Below are 21,751 nucleotides of genomic sequence, written 5' to 3'. Positions count from 1 at the left end.
GGCGCCATAAGTGCGCGAGTACCTCCTCGTCCTGATGCCGGCGCGTTCACGCCGGTGCGCGACCGTGACGTCCACTCGACCCCCATCCCGCGCCTCGGGGGAGTGGCGATCTACCTCGGGTTCGCGGCCTCCATGATCGCGGCGAGCCACCTGCCGTTCCTGGGCCAGGTGTTCCGGCTGGGGCCGGAGCTGCAGGGCGTGCTGGTCGGGGCCGGCATCGTCTGCCTGATCGGTGCCATCGACGACATCCGAGAGATGGACTGGCTGACCAAGATGGGTGGCCAGATGATCGCCGCCGGGATCATGGCGTTCAGTGGGGTGCTGCTCTACCAGCTGCCGATCGGCGGCGTGACCGTGCTGCCGCAGCCGATCATGGTGGGGCTCACCGTTTTCGCCGTGGTGCTGTTCACCAACGCGGTCAACTTCATCGACGGCCTCGACGGCCTCGCGGCGGGGGTCGTGGTGATCGCGGGCACGGCGTTCTTCATCTACAGCTACGGCATCTCGCGCACCTTCGACCCACCGAACGTGTTCTCGTCGGCGACCCTCATCTCGGCCGCACTGATCGGCTGCTGCGTGGGCTTCCTGCCGCACAACTACCACCCGGCCCGGCTCTTCATGGGTGACTCGGGGGCCCTGTTGCTGGGCCTGCTGCTCGCCGCCGCGACGATCTCGACGACCGGCRACGTGACCCCGGCGCAGGTCAGCACCAACCCCGTCGCCGCGACCCTGCTGCCCCTCGTCGTGCCGGCCGCGATCATCCTGCTGCCACTGGTCGACATCCTGCTGGCCGTCGTGCGGCGCACCGCCCGTGGCGAGCGCCCGTGGCACCCCGACAAGCAGCACCTGCACCACCGCATGCTCCAGCTCGGTCACGGCCACCGGCGCGCCGTGCTGCTCCTCTGGCTGTGGGCTGCGGTCGCCGCCCTCGGCTCGGTGAGCTTCATCTTCGTCGACGACGCCCGGGTGGCCGGCGCGGGCGTGCTGGGCGCCGTCGTGGTGATCGGGGTGCTCACCCTGTGGCTGCCGCGCTGGTCGGTGCCGGGCCACCGTCCGCGCTAGGACTGACCTTGCGCGCGACCGCGTGGCTCAGGCGTCAGGGAGCCCCAGGCGCGCGCGGAGACCGGCACGCACGGTGGGCCACTCGTCCTTCAGCACGCTGAACACGACCGAGTCGCGGAAGCTGCCGTCCGCCCGCCGGGTGTGCCGTCGCAGGACGCCCTCTCGGGTCGCGCCGAGCTTGGCGATCGCGGCCTGCGAGCGCTCGTTCACCGCGTCGGTCTGGATCTTCACGCGCCCGAAGCCGCAGTCGAAGGCGTGACCGAGCAGCAGCAGCTTGCACTCGGGGTTCACCTGGGTGCCCCACCATCGCGAGCCGTACATGGTCCAGCCGAGGTGGATCCGCTCGTTCTGGAGGTCGACGTCGCCGAGCGACGAGGTGCCCACCACCGTGCCGGCGTCGCCGAGACCGCCCGCGCCCGTGAGCCGGACGGTGTATGCCGTGCGGCCCCTCGCGCCGGCCGCGATGTTGTCCTCGGTGTCGGCGCGCGTGGCCGCGAGGTCCTCCGGCGGCGGGCGCATGATGAAGCCCTGCGTGTAGACCGCCGGGTCGGTGTAGACCGCATGCAGCCCGGGGGCGTCCTCCACGGTCATCACGTCGAGCCGGACGAACCGGCCCCGCAGGGGTGCGCCGGTCGGGGGAGTGGCTGGCATGGCGGAAGGCTATCGATGCGGCGACCCCGAGTCGTGTGGGTCAGCACGCGTCCAGGCGCGTCCTGACAGCTACGGCTCGGCCTGCCTGAGAGGGGCGGACCCCCCGGTGGCAGGGCCTGAAGCGCTTGTGATACCTTTCACAAGCACCCCAAGGTGGGTGCAGACCACCCCGTTCGCCAGGCACCGCAGCCCCGACGAATCAGGCAGGCCAGACCGATGAGCGCAACTCCGCACACCGACCGCGACCCGTTCGCGGTGATGCTGCGTGGAGCCTTCCTCCCCACCGTCGCGGTGGGTCCGGTGGCCGTGGTCGTCGCCGCCATCGTGGGTGGCGGCAAGGCCGCCCTGGGTGCCGCGCTCGGCTTCGTCATCGCCCTGGCCTTCTTCGCCCTCGGTCTGGTCGTCATGCGCAAGCTGGACAGCGCTGCCGACCCGTTGCGCTTCCTCGCCAGCGCCCTGGCGGTCTTCATGGGCCAGATGATCTTCCTGCTCGTGGTGATCATCGCGCTGCAGGACGCCTCCTGGCTCGACGGCACCGCCTTCGGCATCACCGTCCTGGCCGTCGCACTGGTGTGGCAGGTGTTCCAGGTGATCGCCTTCGTCCGCTCTCGTCGCCTTGCTTTCGACGCGCCGCAGGAAACGCGGCAGGATGGGGGTTCGGCCAGATGACCACAGGAGTTCACCGTGACCAATCCGCCCTCGCGACCGTCGCCGGACACCCGGCAGACGCCGTTGCAGAAGGCCGACTCGGGTCATCAACGGCTCGACGAGGCGAGGATGTGGAACGTCGTCTCCTACCTCATCACCGGACCGTCGATGTTCGGTGCGGTGGGCTGGGGACTCGACCACTGGCTGGGCACGACCTGGCTCGTCGCGGTGGGGATCGTGGGCGGGATGGCACTGTCGCTGTACCTCGTGTGGTTCCGGTACGGTACGCAATGACTTCCGCAGGTCAGCTCCCCCCTCTGTATGCCGGGCCCACGCCTATGGGCGCTGCCCCCGTTGGCCCGTGGACTGTTCCGAACGCAAAGCTCAAGGAGAACCTGTGAGTCTGAACGTGCTGGGTGCCATCAGCCTGGCTGCCGCGGGCGGCGAAGGTGAGGGCTTCCACGCCCCCACGCCGGCCGAGTTCTACCAGCCGCTGATCGGTCACGGTGACTTCGCGATCACGCGCCCGATGGTCGTCCTGGCCATCTCGGTCGCGCTCCTCACGTGGTTCCTCGTCGCCACCACCAAGCGTGCTGCGGTCGTTCCCGGCAAGGGCCAGTGGGTCACCGAGAACGCCTACAACTTCGTGCGCAACGGCGTGGCCCGCGACATCATCGGCAGCCACGACTTCCTCAAGTTCGTCCCCCTGCTGTTCAGCATGTTCATGCTGATCCTGGTCAACAACCTGTTCGGCATCATCCCGCCGATCCAGTACCCGACCATGAGCCGCATCGGCTTCCCGATCGCGTTGACCCTGTTGGTCTTCGTGATCTACCACGCCGTCGGCATCAGGAAGAACGGCGCCTGGGGACACATCAAGCACATGATCCCGCCGGGGCTGCCCAAGGGCATCTACGTGCTGATCATCCCGCTGGAGCTGCTGACCTACTTCGTCACCCGCCCGCTCACCCTCGCGCTGCGACTCTTCGGCAACATGTTCGCCGGGCACATGCTCCTGCTGCTGTTCATCACCGGTGGTGAGTACATGCTGATCCACGGTGGACTGGGCCTCAAGGTCGCCGGTGTCGGCTCGTTCGGCATGGCCTTCGTGCTGACCGCCTTCGAGGGACTGATCGAGTTCCTGCAGGCCTACATCTTCACGCTGCTCGCAGCCACCTACATCGCCGGCTCGCTCGCCGACGAGCACTGAGATCGTCCGGGCCGATGACCGGCTCGGTGCAGGACCGCCACACCCACAACTGAATACGCCACACGAACTCCCGCTCGGCGAGGTGCCGACGGATCTGATAACCGAAAGAGGACCACTGACATGACTGGCAACATCGCCATCCTCGGCTACGGCCTGTCTGCGATCGGCCCCGGTGTGGGCATCGGCCTGATCTTCGCGGCCTACATCAACGGCGTCGCCCGCCAGCCCGAGGCGCGCGGCGTCCTCCAGGGCATCGCCATCCTCGGCTTCGCCCTCGCCGAGGCGCTGGCCATCTTCGGTCTGGTGCTCGCGTTCGTCTTCAAGTAAGTCGAACCACCCAGCCCAACGCCCCCTGGCACCACAGCACTAGGAGAACCCGTGCAGCACTTCACCGGCATCACGCAGGTGGTTGTCGCGGCCGCCGCCGAGGACAAGACCGGCGAACGCCTGCCGATCCTGCCCCTCTGGGGTGAGCTCATCTTCGGCATCATCGCGTTCGCGATCCTCTACTGGGTCGTGGCCACCAAGGTCGTGCCCAACCTCGAGAAGGCGTACGCCGAGCGCACCGCCGCGATCGAGGGCGGGATGCAGCAGGCCGAGGAGGCCCAGCAGCAGGCCCAGGCTGCCCTGGAGCAGTACCAGGCCCAGCTGACCGAGGCCCGTGCCGAGGCGGCCCGGATCCGCGAGGAGGCTCGCGAGCAGGGTGCGGCCATCGTCGTGGAGATGCGTGGACACGCGCAGGCCGAGGCGGCGCGCATCACCGAGGCGGCGCACAAGCAGATCGAGGCCGAGCGCCAGCAGGCGGTCGTCTCGCTCCGCTCGGAGGTGGGTCGCCTGTCGACCGACCTGGCCAGCCGCATCGTGGGTGAGTCGCTGCACGAGGAGACCCGTCAGAAGGGCATCGTCGACCGGTTCCTGGCCGAGCTCGAGGCTGGCGAGATCCAGCCCGAGAAGGTCGGGGAGGACGCCTGATGCGTGGGTCCTCGCGCGCGGCGGCCATCGCCGGAGGCAAGGCGCTCGACGCCGCGCTCGCCGGTGGGGTCGACCGTCGGGTGCTCGGTGACGAGCTGCTGGCCGTCGTCGGTGTCATCGACGGCTCGGCCACCTTGCGCCGCGCCCTCGCCGACCCGTCCCGCGAGGGCTCGGAGAAGCAGGCGCTCGCCGAGCGACTGCTCGACGGCAAGGTCTCGGCCGAGGCGATCGTCGTGGTCAAGAACCTCGTCGGTCAGCGCTGGGCCACCGAGCGCGACCTCTCCGACACCCTGGAGGACCTGGCGGTCACGTCGATCCTCGCGGGTGCCGAGAAGGCCAACCGGATCGACCGGGTCGAGGACGAGCTGTTCCGGTTCGAGCGGATCGTCGCAGGCAACCCCGAGCTGCGGGACCGCCTGACCAACCGCCAGGGCGACGTCGACGCCAAGGCCGGCGTCGTCAGCGAGCTGCTGGAGGGCAAGGCCACCGAGGAGACCGTGCGCCTGGCGCGCCTGGCCGTGCTCGCCCCGCGTGGTCGCAAGCTCGACCGCACCCTCGAGCGCTACCTCGGCCTCGCGGCCCAGCGGCGCGAACAGATCACGGCGGTCGTCACGGCCGCCACCGAGCTCACCCCGCAGCAGCGTGAGCGGCTCGCCGCAGCCCTGCAGGGCATCTACGGCAAGCCGGTCCTGCTCCAGGTCGTCCTCGAGGACCAGGTCCTCGGCGGCATTCGGGTGCAGGTGGGCGACGAGGTCGTCGACGGCACCGTGCTGCGACGCCTCGACGAGGCCCGTCGGCACATCGCCGGCTGACCACCGGCACCCAGCCACACCGCATACGCACCACTTGCGCCACCACAACTGAAGATGCAGGACCACACCACAGACTTCGGTTCGACTCATCGGGCCGGTTATCGAGGAGAAGAGATCAGATGACGGAGCTTTCGATCCGTCCGGAGGAGATCCGGGACGCGCTGGACAACTTCGTTCAGTCCTACGAGCCCGGCACGGCCTCCCGCGAAGAGGTCGGCCGCGTCAGCGACGCCGGCGACGGCATCGCCCACGTCGAGGGCCTGCCCTCGTGCATGACCAACGAGCTGCTCGAGTTCGAGGACGGCACGTTGGGCCTCGCGCTCAACCTCGACGTCCACGAGATCGGCGTCGTCATCCTCGGTGACTTCTCCAAGATCGAGGAGGGCCAGGAGGTCAAGCGCACCGGAGAGGTCCTCTCGGTCCCCGTCGGCGATGCGTTCCTCGGCCGCGTGGTCAACCCGCTCGGCCAGCCGATCGACGGCCTCGGCGAGATCGACTCGACCGAGCGCCGTGCGCTCGAGCTGCAGGCCCCGACGGTCGTCCAGCGCAAGTCGGTGCACCAGCCGCTGCAGACCGGCCTCAAGGCCGTCGACGCCATGACCCCCATCGGTCGCGGCCAGCGCCAGCTCATCATCGGTGACCGCCAGACCGGCAAGACCACGGTCGCGGTCGACACGATCATCAACCAGAAGCAGAACTGGGACTCGGGTGACCCGGAGCAGCAGGTCCGCTGCATCTACGTCGCGATGGGCCAGAAGGGCTCCACCATCGCTGCCGTCCGCGGCACCCTGGAGGAGGCCGGCGCGCTCGAGTACACGACCATCGTCGCGGCCCCGGCGTCCGACTCGGCCGGCTTCAAGTACCTCGCGCCCTACACCGGTTCGGCCATCGGTCAGCACTGGATGTACCAGGGCAAGCACGTCCTCATCGTGTTCGACGACCTGTCGAAGCAGGCCGAGGCCTACCGCGCCGTGTCGCTGCTGCTGCGTCGTCCGCCGGGCCGCGAGGCCTACCCCGGTGACGTGTTCTACCTGCACTCCCGTCTGCTCGAGCGTTGCGCCAAGCTCTCCGACGACCTGGGCGCGGGCTCGATGACCGGCCTGCCGATCATCGAGACCAAGGCCGGTGACGTCTCGGCGTACATCCCGACCAACGTCATCTCCATCACCGACGGCCAGATCTACCTCCAGGCCGACCTGTTCAACGCCAACGTGCGTCCCGCGATCGACGTGGGTGTCTCCGTCTCCCGTGTCGGTGGCGCCGCGCAGATCAAGGCCATGAAGGAGGTCTCCGGTCGTCTGAAGCTCGACCTCGCGCAGTTCCGCGCGATGGAGGCCTTCGCCATGTTCGCCTCCGACCTCGACCCGGCGTCGCGCGCCCAGCTGGCCAAGGGTGCTCGCCTCGTCGAGCTGCTCAAGCAGAAGCAGGCCGCGCCGTTCCCGGTGGAGGAGCAGGTCGTCTCGATCTGGACCGGCACCACCGGCCAGCTCGACTCCATCGCCGTCGAGGACGTCTCCCGCTTCGAGACCGAGTTCCTCGACTACCTGCGTCGCGAGAAGAAGGGCCTCCTGGACGCCATCCGCGAGTCCAAGAAGTTCGAGGACGAGACGCGCTCGGGACTCGAGGAGGCCGTGGGCAAGTTCAAGGAGCAGTTCGCGGCGTCCGGCTCCGAGAAGACCCCGGTGGGCCACGAGGCCGACCCGGGTGCCCTCGAGCACGACGTCGAGCAGGAGAAGATCGTCAAGCAGAAGCGCTGACCGGTATGCCGGGTGCCCACCGCGGTGGGCACCCGGCACCGCAGCGAACGTGCCGGGACCACCCGGCATACCGAACTCGCAGAACCCGACGACACACGAACGAGAGAGGCGGCAACATATGGGAGCGCAGATGCGGGTCTACCGCCAGCGCATCCGGTCCGTCCAGGCGACCAAGAAGATCACGCGCGCGATGGAGCTCATCGCAGCCTCCCGCGTGGTCAAGGCGCAGCAACGGGTGCGGGAGTCCTCGCCCTACGCCCGCGCCCTGACCCGTGCGGTCTCGGCCGTCGCGACCTTCTCCAACGTCGACCACCCGCTGACCACCGAGCACGACGACGTCCGTCGCGCGGCGGTCCTCGTGGTGACCTCCGACCGTGGGCTCGCGGGGGCCTACAGCTCCTCCGTGCTCAAGGAGAGCGAGCGCCTCATCGGCGACCTGCGCGCCGACGGCAAGGAGGTCGTGCCGTTCCTGGTCGGTCGCAAGGCAGTGGGGTTCTACAAGTTCCGCAAGCGCGAGTACGCGGACGAGTGGACCGGGTTCACCGACCAGCCGACCTTCGACGTCGCCCGCGAGATCGGCGAGGCGCTCGTCGCGGCGTTCAACCAGGACTACTCCGAGGGTGGGGTCGACGAGGTCCACATCGTCTTCACGCGGTTCGTCAACATGGTGAACCAGGAGCCTGACGTCATCCGCATGCTCCCGCTCGAGGTCGTCGAGGGCGAAGAGGCTCCGGCCGAGGACGACGTCCTGCCGCTCTATGAGTTCGAGCCGAGTGCCGAGCAGGTGCTCGACGCGCTGCTGCCCAAGTACGTGACGGCGCGCATCTACAACTGCCTGCTCCAGGCCGCCGCGTCCGAGCTGGCGTCGCGCCAGCGGGCCATGAAGTCGGCGACGGACAACGCCGAAGAGCTCATCAAGAAGTACACCCGGCTGGCCAACCAGGCTCGCCAGGCCGAGATCACCCAAGAGATCAGCGAGATCGTGGGCGGCTCCGACGCCCTCGCCGACGCCAGTTGAGAAGGTAGAGAGAAACCAATGACTGCCACTGTCACTGAAGAGACCAAGGCCGCCACCCCCGGTGGCATCGGCCGCATCTCCCGCATCATCGGCCCGGTCGTCGACGTCGAGTTCCCCGCGGACGCGATGCCGGAGCAGTACAACCTGCTGACCACCGAGGTCGAGCTCGCGGGCGAGAAGAAGAACATCAACCTCGAGGTCGCCCAGCACATCGGCGACAACATGGTCCGGGCCATCTCGCTCCAGCCCACCGACGGCCTCGTCCGTGGCACCAAGGTGCAGGACACCGGCGGCCCGATCTCGGTCCCCGTCGGCGATGTCACGCTCGGCAAGGTCTTCAACACCACCGGTGAGGTCATGAACCTCGCCGAGGGCGAGACGTTCGAGGTCAAGGAGCGCTGGGGCATCCACCGCAAGGCCCCGGCCTTCGACCAGCTGGAGTCCAAGACCCAGATGTTCGAGACCGGCATCAAGGTCATCGACCTGCTGACCCCCTACGTCCAGGGTGGCAAGATCGGCCTGTTCGGCGGCGCCGGCGTGGGCAAGACGGTCCTCATCCAGGAGATGATCGCCCGAGTCGCCCGCGACCACGGTGGTGTGTCGGTGTTCGCCGGTGTCGGCGAGCGCACCCGTGAGGGCAACGACCTCATGGTCGAGATGGAGGAGGCCGGAGTCCTCGGCCAGACCGCCCTGGTCTTCGGCCAGATGGACGAGCCGCCGGGCACGCGTCTTCGCGTCGCGCTCTCCGCGCTGACCATGGCGGAGTACTTCCGCGACGTGCAGAAGCAGGACGTGCTGCTCTTCATCGACAACATCTTCCGCTTCACCCAGGCCGGTTCCGAGGTCTCCACCCTCCTCGGTCGCATGCCGTCCGCCGTGGGCTACCAGCCCACCCTCGCCGACGAGATGGGTGTGCTCCAGGAGCGCATCACCTCCACGCGTGGTCACTCGATCACCTCGATGCAGGCGATCTACGTGCCGGCCGACGACTACACCGACCCGGCCCCGGCCACCACCTTCGCGCACCTCGACGCGACCACCGAGCTCTCCCGTGAGATCGCCTCGCTGGGTATCTACCCGGCCGTGGACCCGCTCACGTCGACCTCGCGCATCCTCGACCGTCGCTACATCGCCGAGGACCACTACAACACCGCGGTGCGCGTCAAGCAGATCCTCCAGCGCAACAAGGAGCTGCAGGACATCATCGCCATCCTCGGCATCGACGAGCTCTCCGAAGAGGACAAGATCCTCGTCAACCGCGCCCGTCGCATCCAGCGCTTCCTGTCGCAGAACACCTACGTCGCCAAGCAGTTCACCGGCATCGAGGGTTCGACGGTCCCGCTGGTCGACAGCATCGAGGCGTTCACCAAGATCGCCGACGGCGAGTACGACCACGTGCCCGAGCAGGCGTTCTTCATGTGCGGTGGACTCGACGACGTCGAGCGCCAGGCCGCCGAGATCGAGAAGAACCTCTGAGCAGGACCACCACCGCGTGACCCGTGGGGCCGGCCGGACACGGCTGGCCCCACGGCATACCACTGGCCCGCAGGGCACCACCCTGCAGGCCGATAGACTGCAAGCACCGCACCACTGGAGGACACCGTGAGCACCCTGCAGGTTGAACTCGTCGCAGCGGACCGCAAGGTCTGGGAGGGCGAGGCCGACATGGTCGTCGCCCGCACCGTCGACGGCGAGCTGGGCATCCTGCCCGGACACACGCCGCTGCTCGGGGTCCTCGTCCAGGGTGAGGTCAGGATCAAGTCGGGGGAGGGCTCGCAGAGCGCCACCATCGACAGCGGTTTCCTGTCCGTCGACCGCGACAAGGTGATCATCGTCGCCGAGGCGGTCGACGCCTCGCAGTTCACGGCCTAGCCGCGGGCTGGTCACGGCGGCCCACGACCAACTCAGGGTCACTTTCGGAAGGGGTGAGCATGTCGCCCGTCGTCTCCGCGGAGATCGTCGCCGGCGCCCTCATCCTGCTTGCCGTCCTGGCGCTGACCTACATCTTCGTGCGGCGGCGTCTGCTCGCCTCCGGAGCACCGCTCATGCTGTGTGCGCTCCAGCCCCACGGCCGGTCCCAGTACCGCCTGGGGCTGCTGCGGTTCTCGGGCAGTGCGCTGGAGTGGTTCACCCTGATCGGGCCCTCGCCGCGCCCGGCTCGCACCTGGGAGCGGCCCCGCCTCGAGCTGGGTCCGCCGGGGCTGCCACCCGCGGCCATCGCCGGCCTCCCCGAGGCGGTCACCGTCGACTGCCACTACGGCAGCGACACCTTCTCGCTCGCCCTGGCGCCATCGGCCTACACGGCGATGCGCAGCTGGCTGGAGAGCTCGCCCCCCGGCTTCAACGTCAACGTCGCGTAGCTAGCTGCTGCGGCCGGGCGGCCCTTCGGCGCGACCGCCCCCGGGCTGCCAGAGGACGTCGCCACCGATGGGCAGGTTGGCCACGCGGGCCAGCACGAACAGCAGGTCCGAGAGCCGGTTGAGGTACTTCGCGGTGAGCAGGTTGACGCCACCGGCACCCTTGGTCGAGCCGGGCTGGTCGCCGTAGGCCTCGATGGCCGACCAGGCCTGTCGCTCGGCCCGGCGCACGACGGTCGTGGCCACGTGCAGGTAGGCCGAACCGACCGTCCCCCCGGGGAGGATGAAGGAGCGCAGCTTCTCGACCCGCTCCAGGTAGCGGTCGCAGTCGGCCTCGAGCTCGTCGATCCAGGCCGCCTCGACCCGCAGCGGGGGGTACTCGTAGCTCTCCTGCAGCGGCGTGCACAGGTCTGCGCCGACGTCGAAGAGGTCGTTCTGCACGCGCAGCAGGGTGGTCCGCAGCTCGTCCGGCAGGTCACCCGCCGCCAGGGCCACGCCGATCGCGGCGTTGGCCTCGTTGACGTCGGCGTAGGCGAGCAGCCGGACGTCGGTCTTGCTGGTGCGGCTCATGTCCCCGAGGTGGGTCTGGCCGTCGTCGCCCGTGCGGGTGTAGATGCGCGTGAGGTTGACCATGCCACGAGGGTATGCCGCGAGGTTCAGTGGCGGGTCAGGGGCCGGGTCAGGGGCCGGGTCAAGGGGCCGGGTCAAGGGCCGGGTCGAGGGCCCCTCGCGCCTCGATAGGGTGGTGCGGTGGCTGAACGTTTCCGAGTCGTCGGAGGGACCGCGCTGCACGGTGAGGTCGCCGTGTGGGGCGCCAAGAACAGCGCCCTCAAGCTCATGGCGGCGGCCCTGCTCGCGGTGGGGCGCACCCGGCTGACCAACGTGCCGGCCATCCTCGACGTGACGATCATGGCCGAGCTGCTGCGACGGCTCGGCTGCACGGTCGACTACGACGCCCCGAGCGGGGTCGTGGAGATCGACGTGCCGGAGCAGATCGGCCACCGGGCCGACTACGACCTGGTGCGGGCCCTGCGCGCGTCCACCGCGGTGCTCGGCCCGCTCGTCGCCCGGTGCGGCGCCGCTGACGTGGCGGTGCCCGGTGGCGACGCGATCGGCTCTCGGGGGCTCGACCTGCACGCGGCGGGTCTGGAGGCCCTGGGGGCGCGGGTGCACGTCACCCACGGGTTCCTCGTCGCCGAGGCGCCGAGGGGCCTCGACGGTGCCGAGATCCGGCTGGACTTCCCGAGCGTCGGCGCGACCGAGAACGTCCTCACCGCGGCCGTGCTGGCCCGGGGTGCCACGCGGCTGGAGAACGCCGCCCGCGAGCCAGAGATCGTCGACATCGCGGAGATGCTGATCTCGATGGGCGCGCGGATCACCGGAGCGGGCTCGTCGGTGGTGGAGATCGAGGGCGTCGACCGACTGGCGCCCATCGAGCACGCCGTGGTCCCCGACCGGATCGCCGCAGGCACCTGGGCGTTCGCGGCCGCAGCAACCCGTGGCGACGTCGAGGTGGTCGGTGCCCGCCCCGAGCACCTCACCAGCGCCCTCGAGCTGGTGCGCGCCAGCGGTGCCACCGTGACGACGACCGAGCGGGGCTTCCGCGTCGACTCGGGTGGTCGCCGCCCCAAGGCCTTCGACGTGGCCACCTTGCCCTACCCGGGCTTCCCGACCGACCTCCAGCCGTTCGCCCTGGCCTGCAACGCGGTCGCCGACGGCTCGGCGATGATCACCGAGAACCTCTTCGAGGCACGGTTCCGCACCGTCCAGGAGCTGAACCGGCTCGGGGCGGAGACACGGATCGACGGCCACCACGTGATGGTCCACGGGGTCGAGACGCTGTCCGGCGCCCCGGTCGAGGCGAGTGACATCCGGGCCGGTGCAGCCCTGGTGATCGCGGGGCTGGTGGCCGACGGGATCACCACCGTCAGCGGCGCCCAGCACATCGACCGCGGCTACGCAGGGTTCGCCGAGAGCATGCAGGGGCTGGGCGCGGACGTCACCCGCGAGCCCGACGACGCCCCGTTCTTCTGAGCCGGACGGCGCTCCGGCACCGAACGCTGCCCAGACCTTTATCAGATCTTGATCTGGACGGCGACAACCGAAACCCCCATGGCTCGCGTCCTTGTGAGTGAATGTCTGTCACGGACGAGGGGGTTCGCATGTCGATCAGCACCATCGGGGCTCTGCCCGTGGAAGTGCTTGCCACGCACACCGGGCAAGAGGTCGCGATCATCGGCCGGATCGACGTGCACACCGTCCCGGATGTGCGACTGCTCCTCCACGAGATCATCGACACCGGCATCGGTGACGTGCACATGCGGCTCGCGGGGGCCGAGATCGGCGACGCCACCGGACTCGGCGTCCTCGTCGAGGCCTACAACCGGGCCCGCCGCGCGGGGCGCCGGCTGGCCGTCATCGACATGACCGAGCGCACCGGGCGGCTGTTGCGTGCATCACGCCTCGACCGCGCGCTGGTGCTCCGGGAGGACGTCGGGGCGTCGACTGTGGCGGCTGTCACCGCCTGAACGGCTGCCTGACCCTCCCCCCGCGCAGGTACCTTCGGCCCTATGGCCGAGCACACCGACGTCCAGGCGCCCGACCTCGCCACGCCCGCTGACGCGGGACCCGTCGCGGAGCCGGTCGTGGACGCTGCCCCGGCCCGTGTCCCGGAGGCGGCCGCGCCCGCGCGCCCCGAGCGCGACCGCCCCTGGGTGATGCGCACGTATGCCGGTCACTCCAGTGCCGCGGCCAGCAACGAGCTCTACCGCCGCAACCTCGCCAAGGGGCAGACCGGGCTCTCGGTCGCCTTCGACCTGCCGACCCAGACCGGCTACGACCCCGACCACCCGCTCGCCCGGGGCGAGGTCGGCAAGGTGGGGGTGCCGATCTCGCACCTCGGCGACATGCGTGCGCTCTTCGACCAGATCCCGCTCGACCAGATGAACACCTCGATGACCATCAACGCCACCGCCATGTGGTTGCTGGCGATGTACCAGGTCGTCGCCGAGGAGCAGGCGGCCGCGACCGGGGCGGACCCCGCCGAGGCCGTCCGCGCGTTGGCCGGGACGACCCAGAACGACATCATCAAGGAGTACCTGTCGCGCGGGACCTACGTCTTTGCCCCCGGCCCGTCGCTGCGGTTGATCACCGACATGGTGGCCTACACCGTCTCGGACATCCCGAAGTGGAACCCCACCAACATCTGCAGCTACCACCTGCAGGAGGCCGGGGCCACGCCCGTGCAGGAGATCGCCTACTCGATCTGCACGGCGATCGCCGTCCTCGACGCCGTCCGCGACTCCGGGCAGGTGCCACCCGAGCGGTTCGGCGAGGTGGTCGCCCGCATCTCGTTCTTCGTCAACGCGGGAGTGCGGTTCGTCGAGGAGATGTGCAAGATGCGCGCCTTCGTCCAGCTGTGGGACGACCTGACCCGTGAGCGCTACGGCGTCACCGACGCCAAGCAGCGCCGGTTCCGGTACGGCGTGCAGGTCAACTCGCTCGGGCTCACCGAGGCCCAGCCGGAGAACAACGTGCAGCGCATCGTCCTCGAGATGCTCGCGGTGACGCTGTCCAAGGACGCCCGCGCCCGCGCCGTCCAGCTGCCCGCGTGGAACGAGGCGCTCGGTCTCCCGCGTCCGTGGGACCAGCAGTGGTCGCTGCGGATGCAGCAGGTGCTCGCCTTCGAGTCCGACCTGCTCGAGTACGACGACCTGTTCACCGGGTCGAAGGTCGTGGAGGCCAAGGTCGCCGAGCTCGTCGCCGGCGCGCAGGAAGAGATCGCCCGGGTGCAGGAGATGGGCGGTGCCGTGCCCGCGGTGGAGAGCGGCTACATGAAGTCTGYGCTCGTGGCCTCACACTCGTTGCGCCGCCAGCGGATCGAGGCCGGCGAGGACGTCGTCGTCGGGGTGAACCGGTTCGAGACCACCGAGCCCAACCCGCTCACCGCCGACCTGGATGCCGCCATCCAGACCGTCGACCACGACGTCGAGGCCAAGGCCACCGCCGCGGTGCGCGAGTGGCGCGAGCGTCGGGACGCCGACCCCGAGGGGCGCGAGCGCGCAGCCGCGGCGCTCGCCGCGCTGACTGCGGACGCCCGCAGCGGCACCAACCTCATGGCGGCCTCGCTCGAGGCCGCCCGATCAGGGGTCACGACGGGAGAGTGGGCCCAGGCGCTGCGCGAGGAGTTCGGCGAGTTCCGCGCGCCGACCGGCGTCTCCGGGTCGGTCGGCGTCTCCAGCGGGGGGAGCGACGAGCTCAAGGCCGTGCGGGCAGACGTCCGCCGCACGGAGGAAGAGCTAGGGGAGCGGTTGCGCGTGCTGGTGGCCAAGCCGGGTCTCGACGGGCACAGCAACGGCGCCGAGCAGGTCGCTGTCCGGGCTCGCGACGCCGGCTTCGAGGTCGTCTACCAGGGGATCCGGCTGACCCCGGAGCAGATCGTGGCGGCGGCGGTGGCGGAGGACGTCCACCTCGTGGGGATCTCCATCCTGTCCGGCTCCCACATGGAGCTGGTGCCGGAGATCCTCGCGGGGCTACGCGACGCCGGTGCCGGCGACGTCCCCGTGATCGTCGGCGGAATCATCCCGGACACGGACGCCCGCGCGCTGCGTGAGCGTGGCGTGGCCGCGGTCTTCACCCCGAAGGACTTCGGGCTCAACGACATCATGGGCCGGTTCGTCTCGATCATCAGGGTCTCGCGCGGGTTGGACTGACACCGCAGGGACCCCGGCCACCGGGGCCACGCCGGCTCTCCCGCGCCCCCGCCGGAGCGGCGTGGAAATCCCCCGGTCGGGCGCAGGTGAGCCATTTCGGTGGCAACCACCGGAAACCTAGGCAAATTTCTGGTTCGGGTCTCGGCAATTCCCTGTTCGTCGCCGCTCGCGATGGCTTACCTTCACCTCGGCGTGGTGAACCGGTGGGGGAGCGTTTCCTCCGCGAGCCTCGGGCGATCCCTGAGGCGAGTGGTTGTGCGGCCACGTGCGAAGGAGACCTCGTGTCGATGGAATCTCGGGGAAGGCGTCGTCGCGGCTACACAGCCGTCGTCGGAGTCAGCGCCCTGTCGATCGTGGCGGCAGCTGCTGTGAGTGCAGCGCCCGCCATCGCGAGCACCACGCCGAGCCCGGTCAAGCACCGCGGCAAGGCGTTCACCGTCCCCGAGGGACTGACGGGTGGTGGATCCTTCCGGCTGGGCACCCAGCGCTCGCAGGCGGAGAAGGTCGACCGTTCGCTCAAGGGCGCCAAGGGCGCCGTTGACGTGATGATCGAGCTCGACGCCGTTCCCGCCTCGACTGCCTACACCCGGGCCGGCGCCCGCGGCGGCTCGGCAGCGACGCTCGCAGCACGCAACCAGACGGCCACGATCAAGCGCGCCCAGGCGGCGGTCGAGGCTCGTTTCGGCGCCTCCGCGACCAAGGCGCACACGCTCTACCGCGCGCACGCCCTCTACTCGGGTGTCGCGGTCCGCACCGACGCGAGCAAGCTGCAGGCACTCGCAGCCCTTCCCGGCGTCAAGGCGGTCCACCGCATCACGCCGAAGTCCCCGTCGAACTCCTCCTCGGTGCCGCTCATCGGCGCTCCCGCGGTCTGGAAGGCCAAGGGCGAGACCGGCCAGGGCGTCCGGGTCGGCGTGATCGACACGGGCATCGACTACACCCACGCCGACTTCGGCGGTCCCGGCACGACCGCGGCATACGACACCGCCAAGGCCTCCAACACCTTCACCCCCACCGCCAAGGTGGTCGGTGGCTACGACTTCGCGGGTGACGCGTACAACCCCGGCGAGGGCATCACGCAGCCCGTGCCTGACCCGAACCCGCTCGACTGCGAGGGCCACGGCTCCCACGTCGCCGGCACCACCGCGGGTCTTGGTGTCACCAAGGCCGGTGCCACCTACACCGGTGGCTACGACGTGACCATCGACCCTGCCACCATGGCCATCGGCCCCGGTGTCGCACCGGGCGCCAAGCTCTACGCCCTGAAGGTGTTCGGCTGCGAAGGTGACACCAGCGTCGTCGGCCAGGCACTCGACTGGGCCGCCGACCCCAACGGTGACGGCAACCTGTCCGACCGCCTCGACGTGGTCAACATGTCGCTGGGCTCCAGCTACGGCTCCCCGGACGACCCGGACTCCGTGGCCTCCAACAACCTCGCTGCCCTCGGCACCGTCGTCGTCGCCTCCATGGGCAACAGCGGCGACGTCTACGAGGTCGGTGGCGCCCCCGGCAACGCCACCCGCGTGCTGGCCGTGGCCGCCTCCGACGACCGTGACTCGGTCGTGGACGGCCTCCAGGTCGACAGCCCCATCGGCATCGAGCCGGCCAACACCGTCGACAAGAACCAGGACGACGTCTTCGCGGCGCTGAAGTCGGTGGCCTACGACTGGGCGACCAAGCCCGGCGTGACCAACACCGACGTCGTCACCATCGGCGACTGGAGCCAGGCAGCCAGCCCGACCAACAACACCGACGCCTGCTCGACCCTGTCGGTGGGCGACGCGGCCAAGGTGGCCGGCAAGATCGTCATGACCAAGTGGTTCGACGGCACGGGTCGTCGCTGTGGCTCTGCCGCTCGCGCCCAGCTCGCCCAGGACGCCGGAGCCCTCGGGGTCATCTACGGCAGCGACGTGAACTCGTTCTCGGCCGGTGTGACCGGTGACGCGGACATCCCCGCGATGCTGACCGTCAACCAGGCGACCGTGGCCATCAAGGCCAAGCTGGACAGCAGCGTCCCGGTGAAGGTCACGATGACGAACGCACTGCGCAACAGCGTGACCGTCGTCAACCCCGGTGCGATCGACCAGGTCGCCGGCTTCTCCTCGCGGGGTGTCGGCATCGCCAACAACGTCAAGCCTGACGTCGCGGCCCCGGGTGTGACCACCTTCTCGGTTGCCGTCGGCACGGGCAGCGAGGGTATCGCCGAGAGCGGCACCTCGATGGCCTCCCCGCACGTGGCCGGCGAAGCCGCCCTCGTCCGTGGTGCCCACCCGAACTGGACCTCCGAGGAGGTCAAGGCCGCCATCATGAACACGGCGACCCAGGACGTCTTCGTGGGTGCGAACCACACCGGTGCCGTCTACGGCCCGGAGCGGGTCGGCTCGGGTCGCGTCAAGGCCGACGCGGCCGTCGACACGACCACGCTGGCCTACGTCAAGGACACCCCCGGTGCGGTCAGCGTCTCGTTCGGGCCGGTGGCCGTCACGGCAGCGACCACGACCCTGACCAAGACGGTCAAGGTCGTCAACAAGCGCCCGACCGGGACGTCGTCCTACACGATCGGCTACCAGGCGGCCCACCCGACCCCGGGTGTGACGTACTCCTTCAGCCCCACCCAGATCAGCCTCGCGGCTGGCGGGTCGGCTGACGTCAAGGTCACGGCCACCATCACGCGTTCGGCGCTGCGGGCGGTCACCGACCCGACCACGCCGATCGACCCGCTCGGACTGGAGATCAACCAGAACCACCGCGCTGACGCCAGTGGCCGCATGGTCCTGACGCCGGCCGGCACCACCCCGGGCTCGAAGCTCCGGGTGCCGGTGTGGTCTGCTCCGCGTCCGGCCTCGGCGATGAAGGCGGCCGCTACGGCCACCGTCTCGGGTGGGGCGGTCAAGACCGGCTCGCTCGCGCTGTCGGGCACGGGCGTCCAGCAGGGCACTGGCTCCACCGGCTACGAGTCGTCGGTGTCCGCGTTCCAGCTGCAGGGCACCAGCGCGAAGATCCCGAGCTGCTCGTCCACCTTGGTGGTCAAGTGCATCGCGTTCGCCGACGACCGTTCCGCCGACCTGCGCTTCGTCGGCACCGCTTCGGACTGGCCGCTGTTCAACCCGGCAACCCTCGACCCGACCAAGCCCGACCCCCGGTTCATCAGCTTCGGGGTCAGCAGCTTCGGGCCGTGGCGCACTCCCGCCTCGTACACCGAGTTCGACGTCTTCCTCGAGACGGACGCCACGAACCCGGGGCCCGACTCGGTGGTCTACAACACCCGGTTCGTCACCACGGACGACTACGACTACTTCCTCTCGGAGCTGGTCGACCTTCGCCCCGGTGACGACCAGTACTCGGTCATCGATGACCAGCTGCTCAACGGCGTCGACGGCTCCTTCGACACCAACGCCTTCAACAGCGACTCCCTGGCCCTCCCGGTCTCGGTCGGTGCGCTGAAGGCTGCGGGCCTCCTCGCGGGGTCGGCGCCGAAGATCAAGTACTGGGTCGAGTCCTCCACCGCGGAGGCCGGTCTGGTCGACACGATGGGCTCGCAGGCCGCTCCGTTGACGCTCAGCGTGGCTTCGCCCGCGCTGGCCGCCTACGGCGACTTCGGCACGCTGCTCAACACCGACCTCCCCGGTAGGAAGCTCACGGTCCGTCGCGCCGACGCGTCGTTCGCGTCGGACAAGCCGCAGGGGCTGCTGCTCATCCACCACCTGAACGCCAACGGTGCTCGGGCGCAGGTCGTGCCGGTCAAGCTGGCGACCAAGGCCTCGCTCAGCTCCAACGACCGTGACTACCGGTACGGCTACCGCCCGACCCTGACGTCGCTGGTCACCCCGTCGGCCGCCACGGGAACGGTCACGTTCCGCGACGGCTCACGGGTGCTCGGCACGGCCAAGGTCTACTCGGGCAAGGCGACCTTCAGGGCGCCCGTCCTGGCCCGTGGCACGCACCGCCTGACGGCGACCTACAACGGCTCGGGGATCTACAGCCCCGCGACGTCTGGCGCCCTCTCGGTGGTCGTGCGCTGACCCGGAACCACCCCGCCTGACCCCTGGGCCCCTGCCAACCGGCAGGGGCCCAGGGTCGTCCCGGCAGTAGAGGCGTCTCCTCTCCCACTTCTGGCCAGCCATGCCCCACCGGCACCGCCGTAAGGCCCCTTCGTGCGGGACCGTTGGCCAGAAGTCGGGGGAGGGGGTCGGATCAGAGCCAGGTGCCGCGACGCAGGACCCGGTGGAGGACGAGCTGGGAGTCGACCACCAACAGGTCGGCGTGCTGACCCGGCGCGAGGCTCCCCGACCCCGTGAGGGCGAGCGCCCGGGCCGGTGTGGCTGACGCCGCCGCCACCGCGTCGGACAGGGGGATGCCCAGGTCGCGGACCAGCCAGCGCACCTCATCGAGCAGCGTGCTCACCCCGCCGGCGAGACTGCCGTTGCTGGTCAGCCGGGCGGCCCGAGCGCTGACCGTCACGTCGAGCCCACCCAGGGTGTAGGCCCCGTCGGGTAGGCCGCTCGCGGACATCGCGTCGCTGACCAGGGCGATGTGTTCGGGTCCCACGGTGTCGAAGAGCATCCGCACGGTGCCGCCGTCGAGGTGCACGCCGTCGGCGATCACCTCGACGACCGCACGGCCGCGGGCAGCGGCCGCGATCGCGGCACCCACGGCGCCGGGGGCGCGCGAGAGCAGCGGCGGCATACCGTTGAAGAGGTGCGTCGTGAGGGGAAGGCCGCCGCGCACCCCGCGGTCGGCCACCGCGTCGAGGGCGCGGGCGGCGGTGTCGTAGTCGGCATCCGTGTGGCCCACCGCACCCACGGCACCGACCGCGGCGAGGGCCGCGGGCACCTGGTCGCCGCCGGTGCGTTCCGGGGCCCAGGTCATCTGCGCGAACGCTCCCTCGCCCGCGGCGTCACCGAGGGTTTCGACGAGTGCGACGTCGGCGTCGACCAGCGCGGCAGGGTTCTGCGCACCACACCGCACGGTCGACAGGAACGGCCCTTCGAGGTGTATGCCGGCCAGCTCGCCGGCGCGCACGAGGTCACCGAGCGTCCGGGCACCCTCGACCAAGGTGGCCGCCGGCGCGGACACGAGGGAACCCACGATCGTCGTGGAGCCCTGCTGGTGGTGGTGCCGGGCCGCCCGGTGCGCGCTCGCAGCATCGGGACCGAACTCGCCCCCGTTGCCTCCGTGGCAGTGGATGTCCACGAGCCCGGGCAGCAGGGTCAGGCCGGCCTGCCAGCCGGCCGGCTCGGCCACCTCGGCCCAGTCGGAGGGCAGCGAGCCGCGCTCACCGGCATACGCGATGGAGCCATCGGTGACCGCCACGGCACCGTCGCCGATGACACCGTCGGGCGTGACGACTCGCCCGGTCAGGAGCAGGCGTCCGGTGTCGGTGGCGGAAGAGGTCACGTGAGGATGATGGACCGGGACAGGTGTCGAGGTCGATCCGGGTCCACGCCCGCCTGCTCGGCCTTGGCCAGGCAGAGCCGGTGCAGGCGCACCAGGTCGGCGAGCGGGTCGATGGCGCGGTGCTCGAAGTGTGCGCCGGTCGCCCGGACGTCCTCGTCCAGCCCGGCAGGGACCTCGCCGAAGGCCCAGGTCGCCCGCCCGGTCGTCGCGATGCTGATCGGGCCGTGTCGATACTCCATCGCGGGGTAGGACTCGGTCCAGAACTGTGCTGACTCGCGGAGCTTGAGGGCGGCCTCATGGGCCAGCCCGACGGTCCACCCGCGGCCGACGAAGGTGATCTGCTCGGCATCGCCGACGCCGTCCAGGGCGGTGGACCCGTCCTCGGCGAGCACTGCCTCGGCGTCGGCGATCGCGGCGCTGAGGTCCTCGCCGAGCGTGGCCCGCAGGAGCGCGAGGGTCGTCGTGGCGAAGCGGGTCTGCACGACGGAGGACTCGTCGACCTCGCTGAGCAGGAACGCGTGCGTGGCCAGGTCGGGGATGGCGGTGCCGGCCGTGGCGACGATCGCCGTCGTGGTCGGGCCGCCGGGCTGCCCTCGCAGCTGCTCGAGCAGGTCGATGACCTCGGTCGTCGTGCCCGAGCGCGAGATGACCACGACGTGGTCGTAGCCGCGCCCGAGCGGGAACTCGCTGGCCGCAAACGCGTCGGTGGGTCCGGCGCCGGAGGTCTCCCGCAGCGCGGCGTAGACCTGCGCCATGTAGTAGGACGTGCCACAGCCGGTCACCGCCACCCGCGCGCCGCGGGGCGGCAGGACGGCCAGCGCCTCCTCCACGCGGGCGAGCACGGCTCGCCAGTTGTCCGGTTGGGTGGCGATCTCGGCGGCCAGGTGGGCAGCGGGGTGGTCAACCACGGTGCGACTCCTCGGTTGAGTGAATAAGACTGATGCGAATCCTTAACCATCAGATTCGATCAGTCAAGACCAGTGGTGTTTGATCCCTGTTTCGCCCGTTTAGTCATCCTGACCACCGGAGAAAGTCGCCCCGAAACCCTTGACGAGCAGGGATCGCGGGGCCACTGTGGCTGTCGAGCCTCGCAGATGTGAGCGAAGCGCGCGGCAACCGCTACAAAACGATCACGGCAACGGGCCTTGGTCGACA

General features: G+C 70.0%; 20 protein-coding genes. 16 read left to right on the top strand and 4 right to left on the bottom strand.

Translation table 11 applies throughout. The features are described from left to right. Nucleotides 1–54: 54 nt before the first annotated feature. Nucleotides 55–1,062 (top strand): MraY family glycosyltransferase, encoded by a 1,008-nt coding sequence (locus ACXJKD_RS05745; RefSeq protein ID WP_457253508.1) that lies wholly within the window; start codon nt 55–57, stop codon nt 1,060–1,062. A gap of 27 nt (nt 1,063–1,089) precedes the next feature. Here the strand turns inward: ACXJKD_RS05745 and ACXJKD_RS05740 are convergent, their stop codons facing one another. Beyond that, on the bottom strand, nt 1,090–1,713 hold the full coding sequence (locus ACXJKD_RS05740; RefSeq protein WP_457253507.1) for a GNAT family N-acetyltransferase: 624 nt from the start codon (nt 1,711–1,713) through the stop codon (nt 1,090–1,092). Nucleotides 1,714–1,929: 216 nt separating this feature from the next. Between ACXJKD_RS05740 and ACXJKD_RS05735 the strand changes: the two genes are divergently transcribed. The 11 genes from ACXJKD_RS05735 (at nt 1,930) to ACXJKD_RS05685 (ending at nt 10,490) form a co-directional block, all read left to right on the top strand. Continuing rightward, entirely contained in the window at nt 1,930–2,382 is a 453-nt protein-coding gene (locus ACXJKD_RS05735) for a hypothetical protein (protein ID WP_457253506.1), read from the top strand. A 15-nt stretch (nt 2,383–2,397) separates the two neighbouring features. Next, a complete protein-coding gene (locus tag ACXJKD_RS05730) occupies nt 2,398–2,655 on the top strand; it encodes an AtpZ/AtpI family protein (RefSeq protein WP_457253505.1) in 258 nt (85 codons plus the stop codon). Between the two features lie 103 nt (nt 2,656–2,758). Further along, complete coding sequence (gene atpB, locus ACXJKD_RS05725) at nt 2,759–3,571, top strand: F0F1 ATP synthase subunit A (protein ID WP_457253504.1); 813 nt, start codon at nt 2,759–2,761, stop codon at nt 3,569–3,571. A 120-nt stretch (nt 3,572–3,691) separates the two neighbouring features. Continuing rightward, nucleotides 3,692–3,898, top strand: coding sequence for an ATP synthase F0 subunit C (gene atpE / locus ACXJKD_RS05720; RefSeq protein WP_056883533.1), 207 nt, complete (start codon nt 3,692–3,694; stop codon nt 3,896–3,898). A 69-nt stretch (nt 3,899–3,967) separates the two neighbouring features. Continuing rightward, nucleotides 3,968–4,543 carry a F0F1 ATP synthase subunit B gene (locus tag ACXJKD_RS05715; RefSeq protein ID WP_056922710.1) on the top strand — a complete coding sequence of 192 codons (576 nt, stop codon included), beginning with the start codon at nt 3,968–3,970 and terminating at the stop codon, nt 4,541–4,543. After that, nucleotides 4,543–5,355: a F0F1 ATP synthase subunit delta gene (locus ACXJKD_RS05710; protein ID WP_457253503.1), complete on the top strand. Its 813-nt coding sequence runs from the start codon at nt 4,543–4,545 to the stop codon at nt 5,353–5,355. Before ACXJKD_RS05715 ends, ACXJKD_RS05710 begins: the two co-directional genes overlap by 1 nt. A gap of 119 nt (nt 5,356–5,474) precedes the next feature. Next, on the top strand, nt 5,475–7,112 hold the full coding sequence (gene atpA, locus ACXJKD_RS05705) for a F0F1 ATP synthase subunit alpha (RefSeq protein WP_457253502.1): 1,638 nt from the start codon (nt 5,475–5,477) through the stop codon (nt 7,110–7,112). Nucleotides 7,113–7,230: 118 nt separating this feature from the next. Further along, entirely contained in the window at nt 7,231–8,130 is a 900-nt protein-coding gene (locus ACXJKD_RS05700) for a F0F1 ATP synthase subunit gamma (RefSeq protein ID WP_457253501.1), read from the top strand. Nucleotides 8,131–8,148: 18 nt separating this feature from the next. Then, entirely contained in the window at nt 8,149–9,606 is a 1,458-nt protein-coding gene (gene atpD / locus ACXJKD_RS05695; protein WP_457253499.1) for a F0F1 ATP synthase subunit beta, read from the top strand. 126 nt (nt 9,607–9,732) lie between these two features. Then, nucleotides 9,733–10,002, top strand: coding sequence for a F0F1 ATP synthase subunit epsilon (locus ACXJKD_RS05690; RefSeq protein WP_457253498.1), 270 nt, complete (start codon nt 9,733–9,735; stop codon nt 10,000–10,002). Between the two features lie 59 nt (nt 10,003–10,061). Next, nucleotides 10,062–10,490 carry a DUF2550 family protein gene (locus ACXJKD_RS05685; RefSeq protein WP_457253497.1) on the top strand — a complete coding sequence of 143 codons (429 nt, stop codon included), beginning with the start codon at nt 10,062–10,064 and terminating at the stop codon, nt 10,488–10,490. Here the strand turns inward: ACXJKD_RS05685 and ACXJKD_RS05680 are convergent, their stop codons facing one another. Then, entirely contained in the window at nt 10,491–11,120 is a 630-nt protein-coding gene (locus ACXJKD_RS05680) for a cob(I)yrinic acid a,c-diamide adenosyltransferase (protein WP_457253495.1), read from the bottom strand. Between the two features lie 117 nt (nt 11,121–11,237). Between ACXJKD_RS05680 and murA the strand changes: the two genes are divergently transcribed. The 4 genes from murA (at nt 11,238) to ACXJKD_RS05660 (ending at nt 19,221) form a co-directional block, all read left to right on the top strand. After that, complete coding sequence (gene murA, locus ACXJKD_RS05675) at nt 11,238–12,521, top strand: UDP-N-acetylglucosamine 1-carboxyvinyltransferase (RefSeq protein ID WP_457253494.1); 1,284 nt, start codon at nt 11,238–11,240, stop codon at nt 12,519–12,521. Nucleotides 12,522–12,649: 128 nt separating this feature from the next. Then, nucleotides 12,650–13,015 (top strand): STAS domain-containing protein, encoded by a 366-nt coding sequence (locus tag ACXJKD_RS05670; protein WP_457253493.1) that lies wholly within the window; start codon nt 12,650–12,652, stop codon nt 13,013–13,015. Between the two features lie 189 nt (nt 13,016–13,204). Continuing rightward, nucleotides 13,205–15,199: a protein meaA gene (locus ACXJKD_RS05665; protein WP_457254163.1), complete on the top strand. Its 1,995-nt coding sequence runs from the start codon at nt 13,205–13,207 to the stop codon at nt 15,197–15,199. A gap of 287 nt (nt 15,200–15,486) precedes the next feature. Further along, the gene (locus tag ACXJKD_RS05660; RefSeq protein WP_457254162.1) at nt 15,487–19,221 is read left to right on the top strand and encodes a S8 family serine peptidase; all 3,735 of its coding nucleotides are present in this window, start codon (nt 15,487–15,489) and stop codon (nt 19,219–19,221) included. Nucleotides 19,222–19,393: 172 nt separating this feature from the next. Here ACXJKD_RS05660 and ACXJKD_RS05655 read toward each other — a convergent pair whose 3' ends face one another. Both ACXJKD_RS05655 and ACXJKD_RS05650 read right to left on the bottom strand, forming a co-directional pair. Then, the gene (locus ACXJKD_RS05655) at nt 19,394–20,596 is read right to left on the bottom strand and encodes an N-acetylglucosamine-6-phosphate deacetylase (protein WP_457253491.1); all 1,203 of its coding nucleotides are present in this window, start codon (nt 20,594–20,596) and stop codon (nt 19,394–19,396) included. Then, a complete protein-coding gene (locus tag ACXJKD_RS05650; RefSeq protein ID WP_457253489.1) occupies nt 20,593–21,504 on the bottom strand; it encodes an SIS domain-containing protein in 912 nt (303 codons plus the stop codon). Before ACXJKD_RS05650 ends, ACXJKD_RS05655 begins: the two co-directional genes overlap by 4 nt. Nucleotides 21,505–21,751 lie beyond the last annotated feature (247 nt).

The sequence above is a fragment of the Pedococcus sp. P5_B7 genome, assembly GCF_054049895.1.
This window is presented reverse-complemented; position numbering and strand designations above follow the sequence as displayed.

Coding starts and splice junctions, on each gene's coding strand:
- ACXJKD_RS05710 (WP_457253503.1), top strand. CDS start 4,543: ATGCGTGGGTCCTCGCGCGCGGCGGCCATCGCCGGAGGCAAGGCGCTC.
- ACXJKD_RS05680 (WP_457253495.1), bottom strand. CDS start 11,120: ATGGTCAACCTCACGCGCATCTACACCCGCACGGGCGACGACGGCCAG.
- ACXJKD_RS05660 (WP_457254162.1), top strand. CDS start 15,487: ATGGAATCTCGGGGAAGGCGTCGTCGCGGCTACACAGCCGTCGTCGGA.
- atpE (WP_056883533.1), top strand. CDS start 3,692: ATGACTGGCAACATCGCCATCCTCGGCTACGGCCTGTCTGCGATCGGC.
- atpD (WP_457253499.1), top strand. CDS start 8,149: ATGACTGCCACTGTCACTGAAGAGACCAAGGCCGCCACCCCCGGTGGC.
- ACXJKD_RS05740 (WP_457253507.1), bottom strand. CDS start 1,713: ATGCCAGCCACTCCCCCGACCGGCGCACCCCTGCGGGGCCGGTTCGTC.
- ACXJKD_RS05735 (WP_457253506.1), top strand. CDS start 1,930: ATGAGCGCAACTCCGCACACCGACCGCGACCCGTTCGCGGTGATGCTG.
- ACXJKD_RS05685 (WP_457253497.1), top strand. CDS start 10,062: ATGTCGCCCGTCGTCTCCGCGGAGATCGTCGCCGGCGCCCTCATCCTG.
- ACXJKD_RS05700 (WP_457253501.1), top strand. CDS start 7,231: ATGGGAGCGCAGATGCGGGTCTACCGCCAGCGCATCCGGTCCGTCCAG.
- ACXJKD_RS05670 (WP_457253493.1), top strand. CDS start 12,650: ATGTCGATCAGCACCATCGGGGCTCTGCCCGTGGAAGTGCTTGCCACG.
- atpA (WP_457253502.1), top strand. CDS start 5,475: ATGACGGAGCTTTCGATCCGTCCGGAGGAGATCCGGGACGCGCTGGAC.